The sequence below is a fragment of the Streptomyces typhae genome (assembly GCF_009755605.1).
GTDB lineage: Bacteria > Actinomycetota > Actinomycetes > Streptomycetales > Streptomycetaceae > Streptomyces > Streptomyces typhae.
Genome location: NZ_WPNZ01000019.1, coordinates 41969 through 57404, shown reverse-complemented (window position 1 = coordinate 57404; position 15436 = coordinate 41969). Strand labels below are relative to the sequence as shown.

The window sequence follows — 15436 nt, the reverse complement described above, 5'->3', positions numbered from 1 at the left end:
TCATGTGTGGCATCGCAGGCACTTACCGGTGGCCGGACGGAAAGGCGGTGACCGACCGGCTCACCGACGTCCTCGCCCACCGGGGCCCGGACGGGACGGGCCGGTACAGTCACCCCGCCGGTGACGGCGAGGTGCACCTCGGGCACCGCCGTCTCGCCATCATCGACCTGTCCGAGACGGGCGCCCAGCCGATGGTCTCGGACGGCCTCGCCCTCACGTACAACGGTGAGCTGTACAACGCGCCCGCGCTGCGTGCCGAGCTGGTCGCGGCGGGGGTGCGGTTCCGCGGCACCTCCGACACCGAGGTGCTCCTGGAGGCCTGGCGGCGCTGGGGCACGGACTGTCTGCCCCGGCTGCGCGGCATGTTCGCGTTCGCGGTCTTCGACGAGCGCACGGGTGAGCTGGTGCTCGCCCGCGACCAGCTCGGCATCAAGCCGCTGTTCCTGCTCCGGCGCGGCGCGGGCCTGGTGTTCGCCTCCGAGCTGAAGGCGCTCGCGGCGGTGACCGGCGGGTCCCTGGAGGTGGACCACGCGGCGCTCGTGGCCTCGCTCCTCTACTACTGGGTGCCGGACTCGCGCTGCGCGTTCCGCGAGGCGGAGAAGCTGCCGCCGGGGAGCTGGCTGCGGCTGCGGCCCGACGGCCGGGAGGAGCGCGGCAGTTACTGGCGGCTGAAGGACGTCGCCGCCGCGGGCCGGGAGCGGGCCCGCAGCGGTGCGCTGCCGGACCTGGCCGCCGTCGTCGAGGAGTCGACGCGCCAGCACATGCTGTCCGACGTCCCCGTGGCGACCTTCCTCTCCGGCGGTCTCGACTCCAGCTATCTGACCGCGCTCGCCGCCCGCCATCAGCCCGGGATCTCCGCGTACACGATCGGGTTCCGCGCCGAGGACGCCAAGTTCGAGGCGATGCCCGACGACCTGCGCTACGCCCGGCAGGTCGCGGGGCGGTTCGGCGTCGATCTGCACGAGATCGAGATCGCCCCGAACGTGCTCGACCTGCTCCCGGAGATGACGTACCACCTGGACGAGCCGATCGGCGACCCCGCGGCGATCAACACGTTCCTGATCTGCTCGGCCGCCCGGGAGGCCGGGGTGAAGGTGATGCTGTCGGGGATGGGGGCCGACGAGCTGTTCGCCGGGTACCGCAAGCATCTGGCGAACCTGCTCGCGCTGCGCTACCAGCGCGTACCGCGGCCCCTGCGGCGCGGTCTGTCGAGCGCCGTGGACCGGCTGCCGGTCGCCACGGCCCGCCGCGGCTACCGGTCGGTGCGGTTCGCGAAGCGGTTCCTGTCCTTCGCCGAGCTGCCGGAGGAGACCGCGTTCCGGCGCAGCTACACCATGTACGACCAGGACGAGCTGCTCGCCCTGGTCGATCCGGACCTGGCGGGGGCGGTCGAGGACGTGCTGACCGAGCACGCGGACGTCTACGAGGACAACGACCTCGACGACTTCGTCAACCGCATGTGCCTGGGCGACGCCCGGATGTTCCTGCCGGGCCTGAACCTCGCGTACACCGACCGGTCGAGCATGGCCGCGTCGACCGAGGTCCGGGTGCCGTACGTGGACGTCGACGTGGTCGAGGCGGCGTTCGCCGTGCCCGGCGACCGCAAGATCGTCGGACGGCAGGGGAAGGCCGTCCTGAAGGAGGCGGCCGTCTCGGTCCTGCCCCGGGAGATCGTGTACCGGCCCAAGGGCCTGTTCAGCGCCCCGCTGCGGGCCTGGATGAGCCGGGATCTGGCGCCGCTGGTGCGCGAGGTGGTGCACGACGGGGTGCTCGTCGGCTCCGGGCTGCTGCGCCGGGACGCGCTCGCGCGCATGGTCGCCGAGGACGCCGCCGGGCAGCGGGACTTCTCCAAGCATCTGTGGCACGTACTGACTCTCGAGTACTGGTATCGCGGCGCGACCTCTGGGTCCGGCCAGAGCACTCGGTTGACGGCTTAGGAAATTCAGAGGAGTTCGGGTGAAGCAGGTCGTACAGAACTACAAGAGCGGCGAACTGGCGCTGCTCGACGTGCCGGTGCCGGGCTGCAAGCCCGGCGGTGTGCTGGTGCGCAGCGCCTACTCGCTGATATCCACCGGGACCGAGATGATGAAGGTCTCCGAGGCCGGCATGTCGATGGTGGGCAAGGCCCGTTCGCGTCCCGACCAGGTGGCCAAGGTCGCGCAGAGCGTGGCCACGAACGGGCTTCCGGCGACGTACCGCAAGGTGATGGGCAAGCTGGACTCCTACACGCCGCTCGGCTACTCGCTGTGCGGGGTGGTCGAGCAGGTCGGCGCCGGGATCGACGACGTGAAGGCCGGGGACCTCGTGGCCTGCGCGGGCAACGAGCACGCGCTGCACGCCGAGCTGAACTGGGTGCCGAAGAACCTCTACGCCCCGGTCCCGGACGGCCTCGCGCCGCAGCACGCGGCCTTCGGCACCGTCGGGTCGATCGCGATGCAGGGCGTCCGCCAGGGCGAGCCGCAGCTCGGCGAGGTGGCCCTCGTCATCGGCCTCGGCCTGATCGGGCAGCTGGTGGTGCAGCTCCTGGCCGCGTCGGGCGTCCGCGTCGTCGGCGCCGACCCCGACCCGAAGCGCTGTGAGCTCGCGGAGCGGCTCGGCGCCGCGGCCTGCGGTGATCCCTCATCCACGGCCGTGGAGACCGCCGTCGCCGCACTCACCGACGGCCACGGCGTGGACCAGGTGTACCTGGCGGCGGGCGGCGGCAGCAATCAGCCCGTCGAGCTGGCCGCCCGGCTCTGCCGGGACCGCGGCCGGGTCGTCGACATCGGCAAGTGCCGCCTGGACCTGCCGTGGAACGCGTACTACGAGAAGGAGCTCGACGTCCGGTTCTCGCGGTCGTACGGTCCCGGGCGCTACGACCCGGAGTACGAGTTGCAGGGCCGCGACTACCCCATCGGCTATGTGCGCTGGACCGAGCGCCGCAACCTGGCGTGCTTCCTCGACCTCGCCGCCCGCGGCCGGGTCGACGTGGAGCCGCTGATCTCCCACGTCGCCGATTTCGACGACGCCGTCGGGACGTACCAGCGGCTGAAGGACGGCGACCTGAAGGCCGTGGCGGTGCTGTTCCGGTACCCCGGGCACACCGAGGAGACCGCGGAGGCCACGGAGACTGCGGCCCCGGTGGTGACGGTGCCCGCCGTGCGGAGCGGCGGCACCTCGTCCGCACCGGCCCGGCGCACCGGCGCGGTGCGCGTCGCGTTCGTCGGCGCGGGGAACTACGCGACGTCGATGCTCCTTCCGCACCTGGCCGGGCGCGAGGGCGTGGAGCTGTCGACGGTCGTCACGACGACGGCGCTCTCCGCGGCGAACGCGAAGCGGAAGTTCGGTTTCGCGGAGGCCACCACCGACCTCGACGCCGTCCTCGGTGACAAGTCCGTCGACGCGGTGTTCGTGGTGACCCGGCACAGCTCGCACGCCGAGCTGACCCGCAAGGCGCTGGAAGCGGGCAAGGCCGTGTTCGTGGAGAAGCCCCTGGCCCTCACCGAGGAGGAGCTCGCGGGGGTGCTCGCGACGGTGGCGGAGACCGGCAACGACCGGCTTCAGGTGGGCTTCAACCGCCGGTTCGCGCCGCTGCTCCAGGAGGCGAAGGAGCGGTTCGGGGCCAGGACGGGCCCGGCGAGCCTGCGCTACCTGATCAACGCGGGCCGCTTGCAGCACGGCAGCTGGTATCTCCAGCAGGGCACCGAGGGCTCGCGGTTCGCGGGCGAGGGCGGGCACTTCATCGACACGGCGAGCTGGCTACTCGGCGCCGACCCGGTGTCGGTGTACGCGACCGCCCCGGCCGGCAACGAGGACCTCCAGGTCGTGCTGCGCTACCCGGACGGGTCCACCGCGGCCATCAGCTACGTCACCACCGGCGCGGCCTCCTACCCCAAGGAGACCCTGGACCTCGTCGCGGACGGCAAGGTGCTGCGGCTCGACGACTTCGTGCGTGCCTCGGTGTTCGCGGACGGCGGGGTCGGCCGCAGGCGGTGGGTCAGCTCGCGGCTGCCCAAGGCCCGCGACAAGGGGCAGAACGCCGAGCTCGCCTCGTTCGTCAAGGCCGTGCGGACCGGCGGTCCGATGCCGGTGCCGCTGCGGTCGCTCGCCGCCACCACGGCGGCCACGCTCGCCGTGCGGGCGGGCCTGTCCTCGGGCGTACCGGTGACGCTGGCGGAGGCCCGATGACCGTGCGATCGGGGAGCGCGGGCTGGTACCTGCGGCGGCTCTCCAGGATGCGGCCGCGGGAGGTCGGCGGCCGGGTGGGCGACACGGTGCGCAGGCGCCGGTGGCGGACGGCGCAACCGGCCGTCCCTGCCGTGACCGGTACCCGGTTCACCGCGGTCCTGCCCGCCGGGACGATCGCCGCGGTGCCGCCGGACGCCGCGAAGCGCCTCGTCGCACAGGCGGACCGGCTCCTCGCGGGGCACGCCGAGTTCTTCGGCGTCGACCGCGACGACCTGGCGGACCCGGACTGGTGGTACGACCCGAAGACCGGCCGCCGGGCCCCGTCGGGCTACGCCTTCGACGTGCCGTACCGCGACGAGGGTGCGGTCGGTGACATCAAGCAGATCTGGGAGCCGTCCCGGCACCAGTACCTCACCGTGCTGGCCGCCGCCTACGCGGTCACCGGGGACGAGCGGTACGCCGAGCGTGTGGCCGCGCACCTGCGGTCGTGGTGGGCGGCCAATCCGCCGCTGCGCGGCGTGCACTGGATCAGCGGCATCGAGCTGGGCATCCGTCTCCTTTCGTGGGTGTGGATCCGCCGTCTGCTCGACGGCTGGCCGGGCGCGGCCTCGCTCTTCGAGGACAACCCGGTGGCGCGGACGCAGATCTGGCACCACCAGCGCTGGCTCGCCGCGTTCCCCAGCCGGGGGTCATCGGCGAACAACCACGTCGTCGCCGAGGCCGCCGGGCAGTTCGCCGCGGCCTGCGCGTTCGGGTGGTTCCCCGCTTCGGGGCGCTGGCGGGCCGACGCGCTGCGGTCCCTGGAACGGCAGTTACGGAACAACACCTTCCGTTCGGGCCTCAACCGCGAGCTGGCCACCGAGTACCACGGACTGGTCCTCGAACTCGGTCTGGCCGCGCTGGCCGAGGCGGATGCCGCGCGGGTCCCGGTCCCCGCGTCCGTCCGGCTCGTGCTGCTGCGCATGTGCGACGCGCTCGCGGCCGTGGTCGACAACCGGCTGCGGCCGCCGCGCCAGGGGGACGCGGACGACGGGCACGGTCTGGTCGTGGACGGCGCGGGCACCGACCGCTGGGGCTCGCTCCTCGCCACCGGTGACGCCGTGTTCGGGCGGCTCGCCTGGTGGCCGCGGGCGACCGGCACCGATGTGCGCACCCCGCTGCTCGCCGCGCTGATCCGGCCGTACGGGAGGAACGGCACCGCGCCCGCGGTGTCCCGCCCGGCGAGCAGGCCCGCCCACTTCGGCGACGCGGGCATGACCATCCTGCGCGGGCCCGGGGAGATCTGGTGCCGCTGCGACGGCGGCCCGCACGGCTTCCTGTCGATCGCCGCGCACGCCCACGCGGACGCGTTGTCCGTGGAGGTGCGGCACGACGGGGTCGACGTGCTCGCCGACCCCGGGACGTTCTGCTACCACGGGGAGCCCGAGTGGCGGCAGTACTTCCGGTCGACCCTCGGCCACAACACCCTGGAGCTCGACGGCACCGACCAGTCCGTCTCCGGCGGGCCGTTCCTGTGGACGCGGCACGCCCGCAGCCGCGTCCTGGTCGCGGACACCACCGGCGCGGCGGACGGCGGGACGTCCTGCTGGCGTGCCGAGCACGACGGCTATCAGGACGCCGTGCACCGCCGCCAGGTGGAGCTGGTCGCCGCGAGCCGGGAGGTGCGCGTCCTCGACGAGGTGCGCGGCCCGCGCCGGGCCGTGCGCCTGGCGTTCCACCTCGGGCCGACCGTCACCGCGGACCTGGCGGGGAACCGGGCGGCGCTGACCTGGGCCAGGGACGGCGAGGACCGCGCCGCGGTGCTCGACCTGCCCGGGGAGCTGAGCTGGCGGGCGCACCGGGGCGAGACGGGGCCGCCGCTCGGCTGGTACTCCCCCGGCTTCGGGCGCAAGGAACCCACCACGACGCTGGTCGGCACCGGATTCACCGGCGGCGCACAGGGGTTCACCACCGTACTCGGGTTCCGCGGCTAGAGAGCACCAGAGGGAGAGGGGGGGAGAACCCGTGGGATTCAAGTGGCGGCGGTGGGGCCTGCCGGCGGCACCGCTGGCGGCGGTCCTGCTGGCGGCGACCGGCTGTACGGGCACGTCGGACTCCCCGGCGGGGTCGACGGGTACGCCCTCGTCCGGGGCGCCCGCCGCCTCCGTGGCCCGGATGTGCGCCGCGCCCGCCGCCGGGCCCGCGAAGGCACCGGCGGGCGCGGTGCCGGTCGACCCCGCGGTGGTCGGCGACCTGGCCGCGAAGACCAGGAAGAACCCTCCGCACACCACGTTCTGGCTCCGCCCCGGCAAGCACAGGCTCGACCCCGACCGCTACGCCCAGGTCGAGCCGAAGAAGGGGAACCGCTACCTCGGCGCGCCCGGCGCCGTGCTCGACGGCCGGAAGGTCAACCAGTACGCGTTCAGCGGCACCGCCCGTGACGTCACCATCCGCCATCTGACCGTGCAGCGATTCGTCGCGCCGCACAACGAGGGCGTGGTCAACCACGACATGGCCGACGGATGGGTGATCGAGCACTCGAAGATCCAGTACAACTCCGGTGCCGGTCTGATGGCCGGTGCCCGGCAGCGGGTCCGCTCCAACTGCCTGCGCGACAACGGGCAGTACGGGATGAACGCGTACAAGACCGGGGACTCCATCAAGGACCTGGTCGTCGAGCGCAACGAGATCGTGGGCAACAACACCGACGGCTGGGAGCGGCGGCGGCCGGGCTGCGGCTGCACCGGAGGCGTCAAGTTCTGGGCCGTGAACGGAGCCGAGGTCCGCGGCAACTGGGTGCACGACAACCGCGGGGCCGGGCTGTGGGCGGACAACAACAACAACGACTTCCGCATCGAGAAGAACGTCATCGAAGCCAACGACGGTGCCGCGCTGATGTACGAGACCAGTTACAACGCGATCGTCCGGAACAACACGATCCGGCGCAACAACTGGGTCGAGGGCCGCAGGAACGCCGACCGGGGCGACGACTTCCCGTACGCGACCGTCTATGTGTCCGAGGCGGGCGGCGAGCCACGGATCCGGGCCCGCACGGACAAGGTCGAGATCTACCGGAACGTCTTCGAGAACAACTGGAACGGGATCACCCTGTGGGAGAACGCCGACCGGTTCTGCAACAGCCCGGCCAACACCTCCACCGGCTACTGCACGTTGCTGGTGCGGGACACCGCCCGCTGCAAGCGTCCCGCGATCGCCTCCGCTCCGCTCTACTCCGACTGCCGGTGGAAGACCCAGCGGGTGGACATCCACGACAACCGCTTCGTCCTGGACCCGAGGGTCGTCAAGTGCACGGACGAGTGCGGCCGCATGGCGGTCCTCGCCAACTACGGCACCTATCCGGACTGGTCGCCGTACAAGGGCAAGCGGGTGGCCGAGGCGATCACGCACGAGCAGCGCAACCGCTGGCACGGCAACGTCTACCGCGGACCGTGGAACTTCGTCGCCGGGGACACCAGCCGCAAGCTCGACGCCGGGCGGTGGCAGAGCACGCCCTACCACCAGGACGAGGGCAGCACCTTCGACGCACAGGCCGGTGAGTGAGATGAGCGGAGACCTGCGCTACGCCGGGCCGCCGCCGGGCAGTCCGGACGTGGCGGGCGCCCGGCCCGCCGCCGCGGCACACCCCGGCGGCACGCCCAAGGCCGTGGGGATCGCCTGGGCGCTGCTCGGCCTCAACACGCTGGGCTCCGCCGGAGCGAAGACCGTCGTCCCGCTGCCCCGCTCCCTCATCCAGATGGCCACCATGGGCGCCCTGGTGTCCGCGTTCGCGCTGGCGCTCGTGCTCAACCTGCGGCTGCGGATCAGGCCGAGCGCCTTCGTGTTCCTGCTCACCCTGCTGCTCGTGCCGAGCGTGATCGCCAGCGCGAATCTGGAGGTCGGGTACGGCGCGCTGTTCCGCTGCTTCCGCCTCGCCCTCTTCGTCGGCACGCTGTGGCTGCTCAGCCGCTGGTGGGACGGCGGTCTGACGTTCGTCCGGTACCACATCCGGATGTACTTCGCGGTGCTCGTCCTGGTGGCCGCGGGACTGATCGTCGCGCCGGGCACGGCGATGCCCGAGTACTACGGCGGGCGCCTCGTGGGCGCGCTGTGGCCGCTCACCCCGCCGCAGATCGGACAGTACTCGGCGGTGATCATCGGGCTCACCGTGCTGCTCCTGCTCGGCCGCAGGACCACCGGGCGCAGCGCCGCCCTGGTCATCGTGGTCTCGCTCGTCCTGCTCGCGCTGACCCACACCCGTACGGCCACGGTCGGTCTGCTCGTCGGCCTGACGCTGGCCATCGGCTCGCTCGTCCTGACCAGTGCCGCCGCCCGCCGGTTCTTCGCCTGGACGGTGCTGTGCGCCACGGTCGCCGCTGTGGTGTTCGCCTCCGCGGTGCAGGCGTGGTTCCTGCGCGGACAGGACCAGGAGAGCCTCTCCAACCTCACCGGCCGGGCCAAGGTCTGGGACGCCCTCCTCGCGGCGCCCCGGTCGACCGGCGAGAAGGTGTTCGGCGTGGGCCTGAGCGACAAGTCCTTCGGCGGCCTGCCCATCGACAACAGCTGGCTGGCCGTCTACCACGAGCAGGGCCTGATCGGTGTCACCCTCGTGGCGCTGATGATCGTCGCTCTCGGCGGTGTCGCGCTGCTGCGGCCGCCGTCGCTGCCGCGGGCCTGCGCGATCTTCCTGATCAGCTACTGCGCGATCTCCTCGTACACCGAGGCGGGCCTCGGCGACGCCTCGCCGTATCTGCTGCACCTGGCCCTGGCCGCCGCGCTCCTCGCGGTGCCCACCGAGCCATCCGCGGCGGCCCCTGCCGGGGCCCCGTCCCTCTCGGCGGCCGCAGTCCCTGGACGACGTATCCCGAGATGGGCCCGGAGGTGACCTCAAGCATGCACGGCACGCACGACTCGCACAGCACGCACGACTCGCACGGCACACGCGACTCGCACCGCACACGCGACGCGCACAGCACGCGCGATCTGCACGTACTCGTGGTGCACAACCGCTACTCCTCGACGCAGCCGAGCGGCGAGAACAGAGTCGTCGACGAGGAGGTGGCGCTGCTGCGCGCGGCCGGTCACCGCGTCGACGTGTTCGAGCGGCGCAGCGACGACATCGCCGCGCGGTCCCTGCCCGGCAAGGCCGCGGTGCCGCTGCTCGTGCCGTGGAACCCGAAGGTCCGCACGGAGCTCGCCGCCCATCTGCGCGCCGAGCGGCCGGACGTGGTGCACATCCACAACGTCTTCCCGCTCCTGTCGCCCGCGGTGGTCGCCGCCTGCGCCGACGCCGGTGTGCCCGCCGTCGCCACGCTGCACAACTACACGCAGGTGTGCCCGCCGGGCACGCTGCACCGCGACGGCCGGCAGTGCACCGAGTGCGTCGGGTCGAGGACGGCGCTGCCCGCCGTCCGGCACGGCTGCTACCGCAACTCCCGTCTCGCGACGGTGCCGCTCGCCCTCAGCATGGCGGTCAACCGGCGCCGGTGGTGGTCCGGCGTGGAGCGGTTCTTCTGCATCTCGGGGGCGCAGCGCGACATCCTGGTGCGGTCCGGCATGCCGGCCGAGCGCCTCGCGGTGAAGCACAACTTCGTGCCGGACCCGGGCGCCCGCCGCGTGGGCGACGGCGAACACCTGCTGTTCCTCGGCCGGCTCGCGGAGACCAAGGGCATACCGCTGCTCATGGCCGCGTGGGATCTGATCGCGGCGGACGGCGGGATCGGCGTGCCGCTCGTGCTCGCCGGGGCGGGGCCGCTGGAGGCTCAGGTGCGGGCCTGGGCCGCGGGCCGCGACGACGTGCGGTTCGTCGGCCTGTACGACCCGGTCCAGAGCCGGGACGCCGTAGCGCGATCGGTCGCCGTGGTGGCTCCCTCGATGGCCAAGGAGACGTTCGGCCTGGTGGTCGCGGAGGCCATGGCGGCCGCGGTACCGGCCGTCGCCGCCGCCCACGGCGCCTTCGTCGAACTCGTCGACGACGGGGTGACCGGCCTGCTCCACCGGCCGGAGGACGCGGCGTCGCTCGCGTCCTGTCTGCGCCGGATCGTGGCCGATCCGGTACGCAACCGGGAGCTCGGCCAGGCGGCCCGGCTCCGTTACGAGAAGGGTTTCAGCCCGGCTGTCGGCCTTGAGCGCCTGACGGACGGGTACCGCACCGCGATCGCGGGTCGGTCCGGCGGCGGGGACGTCCCGCCGCCGGCAGGGGATGGAAGCACAGGCTCGCGGTGGGGGCACCGCGCGAGCAGAAATGGGGGACGTAGATGACACGATGCCGACTCTGCGACTCGACGGCGCTGGCGAGCGTCGTCGACCTGGGGGCGACCCCGCCGTGCGAGAGCTTTCTCGCCGCGGACCAACTGGACAGGGCGGAGCCGACGTACCCGCTGCACCTGCGGGTCTGCACGGACTGCTGGCTCGCGCAGATCCCGCCGCTGATCACGCCGGAGGAGACGTTCAGCGAGTACGCGTACTTCTCCTCCTTCTCCACCTCCTGGGTGGAGCACGCGCGCACGTTCGTCGCCGACGCCGTCGAGCGGGTCGGGCTCGGCGCCGACGGCTCCGCCGCCTTCGTGGTGGAGGTCGCCAGCAACGACGGCTACCTGCTGCGGCACGTCGTGGAGCGCAGGATCCGCTGCCTCGGCATCGAGCCGTCGGTGAACGTCGGCGCCGCGGCACGCAAGGCGGGCGTCCCCACGCTCACGAAGTTCCTCGACCCGGACACCGGCGCGGCCGTCCGCGCCGAACACGGCCCCGCGAACCTGGTCGTGGCGAACAACGTGTACGCGCACATCCCCGACGTGGTCGGCTTCACCAAGGGGCTGCGCGCCCTGGTCGCCGACGACGGCTGGGTCTCCATCGAGGTGCAGCACCTGCTGACCCTGATCGAGGAGAACCAGTACGACACGATCTACCACGAGCACTTCCAGTACTACACGGTGGCGTCCGCGATCCGGGCCCTCGCGAGCGGCGGACTCACGCTCGTGGACGTCGAGTTGCTGCCCACGCACGGCGGCTCCATCCGGCTGTGGGCCCGCCCCGCCGAGGTGGCGGGCGAGCCGTCCCGGCAGGTCACCGACGTACTGGCGCGGGAGAAGGCCGCCGGGCTCCAGGAGCTGTCCGGGTACACGGAGTTCTCCGCCCGCGTGGCCAAGGTGCGCCGGGACCTCCTCAAGTTCCTCGTCGGGGCGGCCGAACGCGGCGAGACCGTCGTCGGCTACGGCGCCCCCGGCAAGGGCAACACCCTGCTCAACCACTGCGGCATCCGCCCCGACCTGCTCGCGTACACGGTCGACCGCAACCCCTACAAGCACGGCAGGTTCACGCCGGGCACCCGCGTCCCGATCCTGCCGCCCGAGCAGATAGCCGCCGACAAGCCGGACTATGTGCTCGTCCTGCCGTGGAACCTGCGGACCGAGCTGGTCGAGCAGCTGTCCTTCGTGCACGAGTGGGGCGGCCGCCTGGTCTTCCCCATCCCGGAACTGAGCATCGTCGAGACCGATGGCGTGAGAGAGGTCACAGCATGAAGGTCGTCCTGTTCTGCGGCGGTTACGGGATGCGGATGCGCAGCGGCGCGTCCGACGACGTGCCCAAGCCGATGGCGATGGTCGGCCCGCGCCCGCTGATCTGGCACGTCATGCGCTACTACGCGCACTTCGGGCACAAGGAGTTCATCCTGTGCCTCGGCTACGGCGCCCACCACATCAAGGACTTCTTCCTGCACTACGAGGAGACCACGTCCAACGACTTCGTGCTGCGCGGCGGGCAGACCGAGCTGCTCTCCACCGACATCGCCGACTGGACGATCACGTTCGCCCAGACCGGCATCGAGTCGCCGATCGGGGAGCGCCTGCGCCGGGTGCGGCACCACTTGGACGGCGACGAGATGTTCCTCGCCAACTACGCGGACGTGCTCACCGACGCCCCGCTGCCGGAGATGATCGACTCCTTCTCCCGGCGTGACGCGGGCGCGTCGATGATGGTGGTGCCGCCGCAGTCCTCGTTCCACTGCGTGGAGCTGGGCGAGGACGGCCTGGTGGGCGGCATCACCGCGGTGAGCGAGCTGCCGCTGTGGGAGAACGGCGGCTACTTCGTGCTCCGCCAGGAGGTCTTCGACCACATCCCCGAGAACGGGGACCTGGTCGCCGACGGCTGCGCCCAACTGGCCAAGCGCGGACGGCTCGTGGCGCACCAGCACCGCGGCTTCTGGAAGCCTACCGACACCGTGAAGGAGCGCGCCGCGCTGGACGCCGCGTACGCGGTGGGCGACCGCCCGTGGGCCGTGTGGGAACGGGACGCCGCCGGGGCGGGCGCGGCCGGCCGCGGGGACACCGCGGGAGCGCGCGCGTGATCGGGCTCGGGGCCGCGCGCCTGGACCGGATCGCCGCGGTGGGCGCGCACTGCGACGACATCGCCATCGGCGCGGGCGGCACCCTCCTCGCGCTGTGCACGGCCCGGCCGGGCCTGCGCGTCGACGCGCTGGTGCTCTCCGGCGGCGGCAGCGAGCGCGAGCAGGAGGAGCAGGCCGCGCTCGCCGCCTTCTGCCCCGGCGCCGACCTGCGCCTGACCGTCCTCAAGCTGCCGGACGGCCGGATGCCGGCGCACTGGGAGGAGGCCAAGGCCGCGGTCGAGGAGCTGCGCGAGCGGACCGACCCCGACCTGATCCTCGCCCCGCGCACCGACGACGCGCACCAGGACCACCGCGGCCTGGCGCAGCTGATGACCACCGCGTTCCGCGACCACCTCGTACTCGGCTACGAGATCGTCAAGTGGGACGGCGACCTCGGCCGCCCGGTGGCGTACCAGCCGCTGTCGCCGGAGACCGCCGAAGAGAAGGTGCGGCTGCTCCAGGAGCACTACCCCTCACAGCGGCACCGGCCCTGGTACGACCGGGAGGCCTTCCTCGGCCTCGCCCGGATCCGCGGAATCGAATGCCAGGCGCGCTACGCCGAGGCGTTCGCCGTCACCAAACTCACTCTGAACCTGGGGAACTGAACCATGCGCGTACTGCTGACCGGCCACCAGGGCTACCTGGGCACCGTGATGGCCCCGGTCCTCGCCGCCGCCGGGCACGAGGTCGTCGGTCTCGACTCCGGCCTGTTCGCCGACTGCGTCCTCGGCCCCGCGCCCGCGGACCCGCCGGGGCACCGGGTGGACCTGCGGGACGTCACCGCCGAGCACGTGGCCGGGGTGGACGCCGTGATCCACCTGGCCGCGCTGTCCAACGACCCGCTGGGCGCCCTCGCGCCGGACCTCACCTACGACATCAACCACCACGCGTCGGTCACGCTCGCCCGGCTCGCCAGGGAGGCCGGGGTGCGGCGCTTCCTGTACGCGTCGACGTGCTCGGTGTACGGGGCCGCGGGCGGCGAGGAGCTGGTGGGCGAGGACGCCCCGCTGCGTCCCGTGACCCCGTACGCGGAGTCCAAGGTGCGGGTCGAGGACGACCTGCACGACCTGGCCGACGACGACTTCACCCCGGTGTTCATGCGCAACGCGACCGCCTTCGGCTACTCGCCGCGGCTGCGCGCCGACATCGTCCTCAACAACCTGGTGGGCCACGCGCTGCTCTCCGGCGAGGTCCTCGTGCTCTCCGACGGCACGCCCTGGCGCCCGCTGGTGCACGCCGCCGACATCGCGCGGGCCTTCACGGCCGCGCTGACCGCGCCCCGTGAGGCGGTGCACGACCGGGCGTTCAACATCGGCAGCGAGGCCAACAACGTCACCGTCGCCGAGATCGCCGAGCAGGTAGCCGACGCGGTGGCGGGCGCCAAGGTGGTCATCACCGGCGAGACGGGGGCCGACCCGCGGTCCTACCGGGTGGACTTCTCCCGGTTCCGCGCGGCGATCCCCGGCTTCGACTGCGAGTGGACGGTCGCGCGGGGGGCGGTCGAACTCGCCGACGCCTACCGCGAGCACGGGTTGACCCGGGAGGACTTCGAGGACCGCTTCACCCGCCTCGCCGTGCTGCGCGCGGCGTCCGAGGCCGGGGCCGTCGACGACACCCTGCGGTGGCGCCGATGACCTCGGCGGGCGAGGAGATGCACGCCCTGGTGGAGCGGTTGTACCCGCTCTGCCGGAGCATCACGGGCGACGGGGTGCGCGCCACCCTGGACATCGTCGGCGAGTACGTTCCGCTCCAGGTGCACGAGGTGCCGACCGGGACGCAGGTCCTCGACTGGACGGTCCCGCAGGAGTGGAACATCCGGGACGCCTACGTCGCCGACGGCGCGGGCAACCGCGTCGTCGACTTCGCCGCGTCCAGCCTGCACGTCCTCGGCTACAGCGTGCCGGTGGCGCGGACCATGCCGCTGGCGGAGCTGCGCGCCCATCTGCACACCCTGCCGGATCGTCCGTCCTGGGTGCCGTACCGCACCAGCTACTACAAGCCGGAGTGGGGGTTCTGCCTGGCGCAGGACACCCTGGACGCGCTGCCCGAAGGCGACTACGAGGTGCGGATCGACTCCACCCTCAAGGACGGGCACCTCACCTACGCCGAGCACGTCGTCCCGGGGCGGGTGCCCGACGAGGTGATCGTCTCCTGCCACGTCTGCCACCCGTCGCTGGCCAACGACAACCTCGCCGGGATCGCGGTGGCGACGTACCTGGCGCGGGCGCTCGCCGAGGAATCCCCGTACTACACCTACCGGTTCGTCTACGCGCCCGGCACCATCGGGGCGATCACGTGGCTGGCCCGCAACGCGGAGCGGATCGAGCGGGTCAAGCACGGGCTCGTGCTCGCCTGCGCCGGGGACTCGGGGCAGCTGACGTACAAGCAGAGCAGGCGCGGCGACGCGGAGATCGACCGGGTCCTGCGGCACGTCCTCGCCGCCTCCGAACGCCCGCACCGGGTCACCGAGTTCACCCCGTACGGATACGACGAGCGGCAGTACTGCTCGCCGGGTTTCGACCTCGGAGTGGGCTCGCTCAGCCGGACCCCCTACGCCGGGTACCCCGAGTACCACACGTCGGCGGACAACCCGGACTTCGTCTCCCCGGAGGCGATGACGGATACGCTCGCCGTCTGCCGCGAGGCGTTCGGCGTGCTCGACCGCAACCGGCGGTACGTGAACCTCAGCCCCTACGGCGAGCCGCAGTTGGGGCGCAGGGGGCTGTACGACTCGCTCGGTGGCCGCAGCGACGCGAAGCAGGCCCAGATGGCGATGCTGTGGGTGCTCAGCCTCTCCGACGGCGAGCACGGTCTGCTCGACGTCGCCGAGCGGTCCGGGCTGCCGTTCGCGACCGTCGCCGCCGCGGCGGACGCCCTGCACGACGCCGGGCTGATCAAGGAATGACCACG

11 protein-coding genes are annotated in these 15436 nt (G+C 72.5%); all 11 read left to right on the top strand.

Annotated elements, in window-relative coordinates:
* The first annotated feature begins 2 nt into the window (after positions 1–2).
* The 11 genes from asnB to GPA10_RS29235 all read left to right on the top strand — a co-directional run bounded on the left by asnB (position 3) and on the right by GPA10_RS29235 (position 15431).
* Complete coding sequence (asnB, locus tag GPA10_RS29285) at positions 3–1937, top strand: asparagine synthase (glutamine-hydrolyzing) (protein WP_157168126.1); 1935 nt, start codon at positions 3–5, stop codon at positions 1935–1937.
* A gap of 19 nt (positions 1938–1956) precedes the next feature.
* Complete coding sequence (locus GPA10_RS29280) at positions 1957–4167, top strand: bi-domain-containing oxidoreductase (protein WP_343041442.1); 2211 nt, start codon at positions 1957–1959, stop codon at positions 4165–4167.
* Entirely contained in the window at positions 4164–6140 is a 1977-nt protein-coding gene (locus GPA10_RS29275) for a heparinase II/III family protein (protein WP_157168125.1), read from the top strand. The genes GPA10_RS29280 and GPA10_RS29275 overlap by 4 nt, the downstream gene beginning before the upstream one ends.
* A 31-nt stretch (positions 6141–6171) precedes the next feature.
* Entirely contained in the window at positions 6172–7707 is a 1536-nt protein-coding gene (locus GPA10_RS29270; RefSeq protein WP_343041441.1) for a right-handed parallel beta-helix repeat-containing protein, read from the top strand.
* Position 7708: 1 nt separating this feature from the next.
* Positions 7709–9028, top strand: coding sequence for an O-antigen ligase domain-containing protein (locus tag GPA10_RS29265; RefSeq protein ID WP_157168202.1), 1320 nt, complete (start codon positions 7709–7711; stop codon positions 9026–9028).
* Positions 9029–9126: 98 nt separating this feature from the next.
* Positions 9127–10404: a glycosyltransferase gene (locus GPA10_RS29260; protein WP_157168201.1), complete on the top strand. Its 1278-nt coding sequence runs from the start codon at positions 9127–9129 to the stop codon at positions 10402–10404.
* Positions 10401–11663, top strand: a complete 1263-nt coding sequence (locus GPA10_RS29255) for a class I SAM-dependent methyltransferase (protein ID WP_157168124.1) — start codon at positions 10401–10403, stop codon at positions 11661–11663. Before GPA10_RS29260 ends, GPA10_RS29255 begins: the two co-directional genes overlap by 4 nt.
* Positions 11660–12487: a sugar phosphate nucleotidyltransferase gene (locus tag GPA10_RS29250; protein WP_058849010.1), complete on the top strand. Its 828-nt coding sequence runs from the start codon at positions 11660–11662 to the stop codon at positions 12485–12487. Before GPA10_RS29255 ends, GPA10_RS29250 begins: the two co-directional genes overlap by 4 nt.
* Positions 12484–13131: a PIG-L deacetylase family protein gene (locus GPA10_RS29245; RefSeq protein ID WP_058849009.1), complete on the top strand. Its 648-nt coding sequence runs from the start codon at positions 12484–12486 to the stop codon at positions 13129–13131. The genes GPA10_RS29250 and GPA10_RS29245 overlap by 4 nt, the downstream gene beginning before the upstream one ends.
* Positions 13132–13134: 3 nt before the next feature.
* Positions 13135–14160, top strand: a complete 1026-nt coding sequence (locus GPA10_RS29240; RefSeq protein ID WP_058849008.1) for an NAD-dependent epimerase/dehydratase family protein — start codon at positions 13135–13137, stop codon at positions 14158–14160.
* Positions 14148–15431 carry a DUF4910 domain-containing protein gene (locus GPA10_RS29235; RefSeq protein ID WP_343041440.1) on the top strand — a complete coding sequence of 428 codons (1284 nt, stop codon included), beginning with the start codon at positions 14148–14150 and terminating at the stop codon, positions 15429–15431. The genes GPA10_RS29240 and GPA10_RS29235 overlap by 13 nt, the downstream gene beginning before the upstream one ends.
* Positions 15432–15436: the final 5 nt, after the last annotated feature.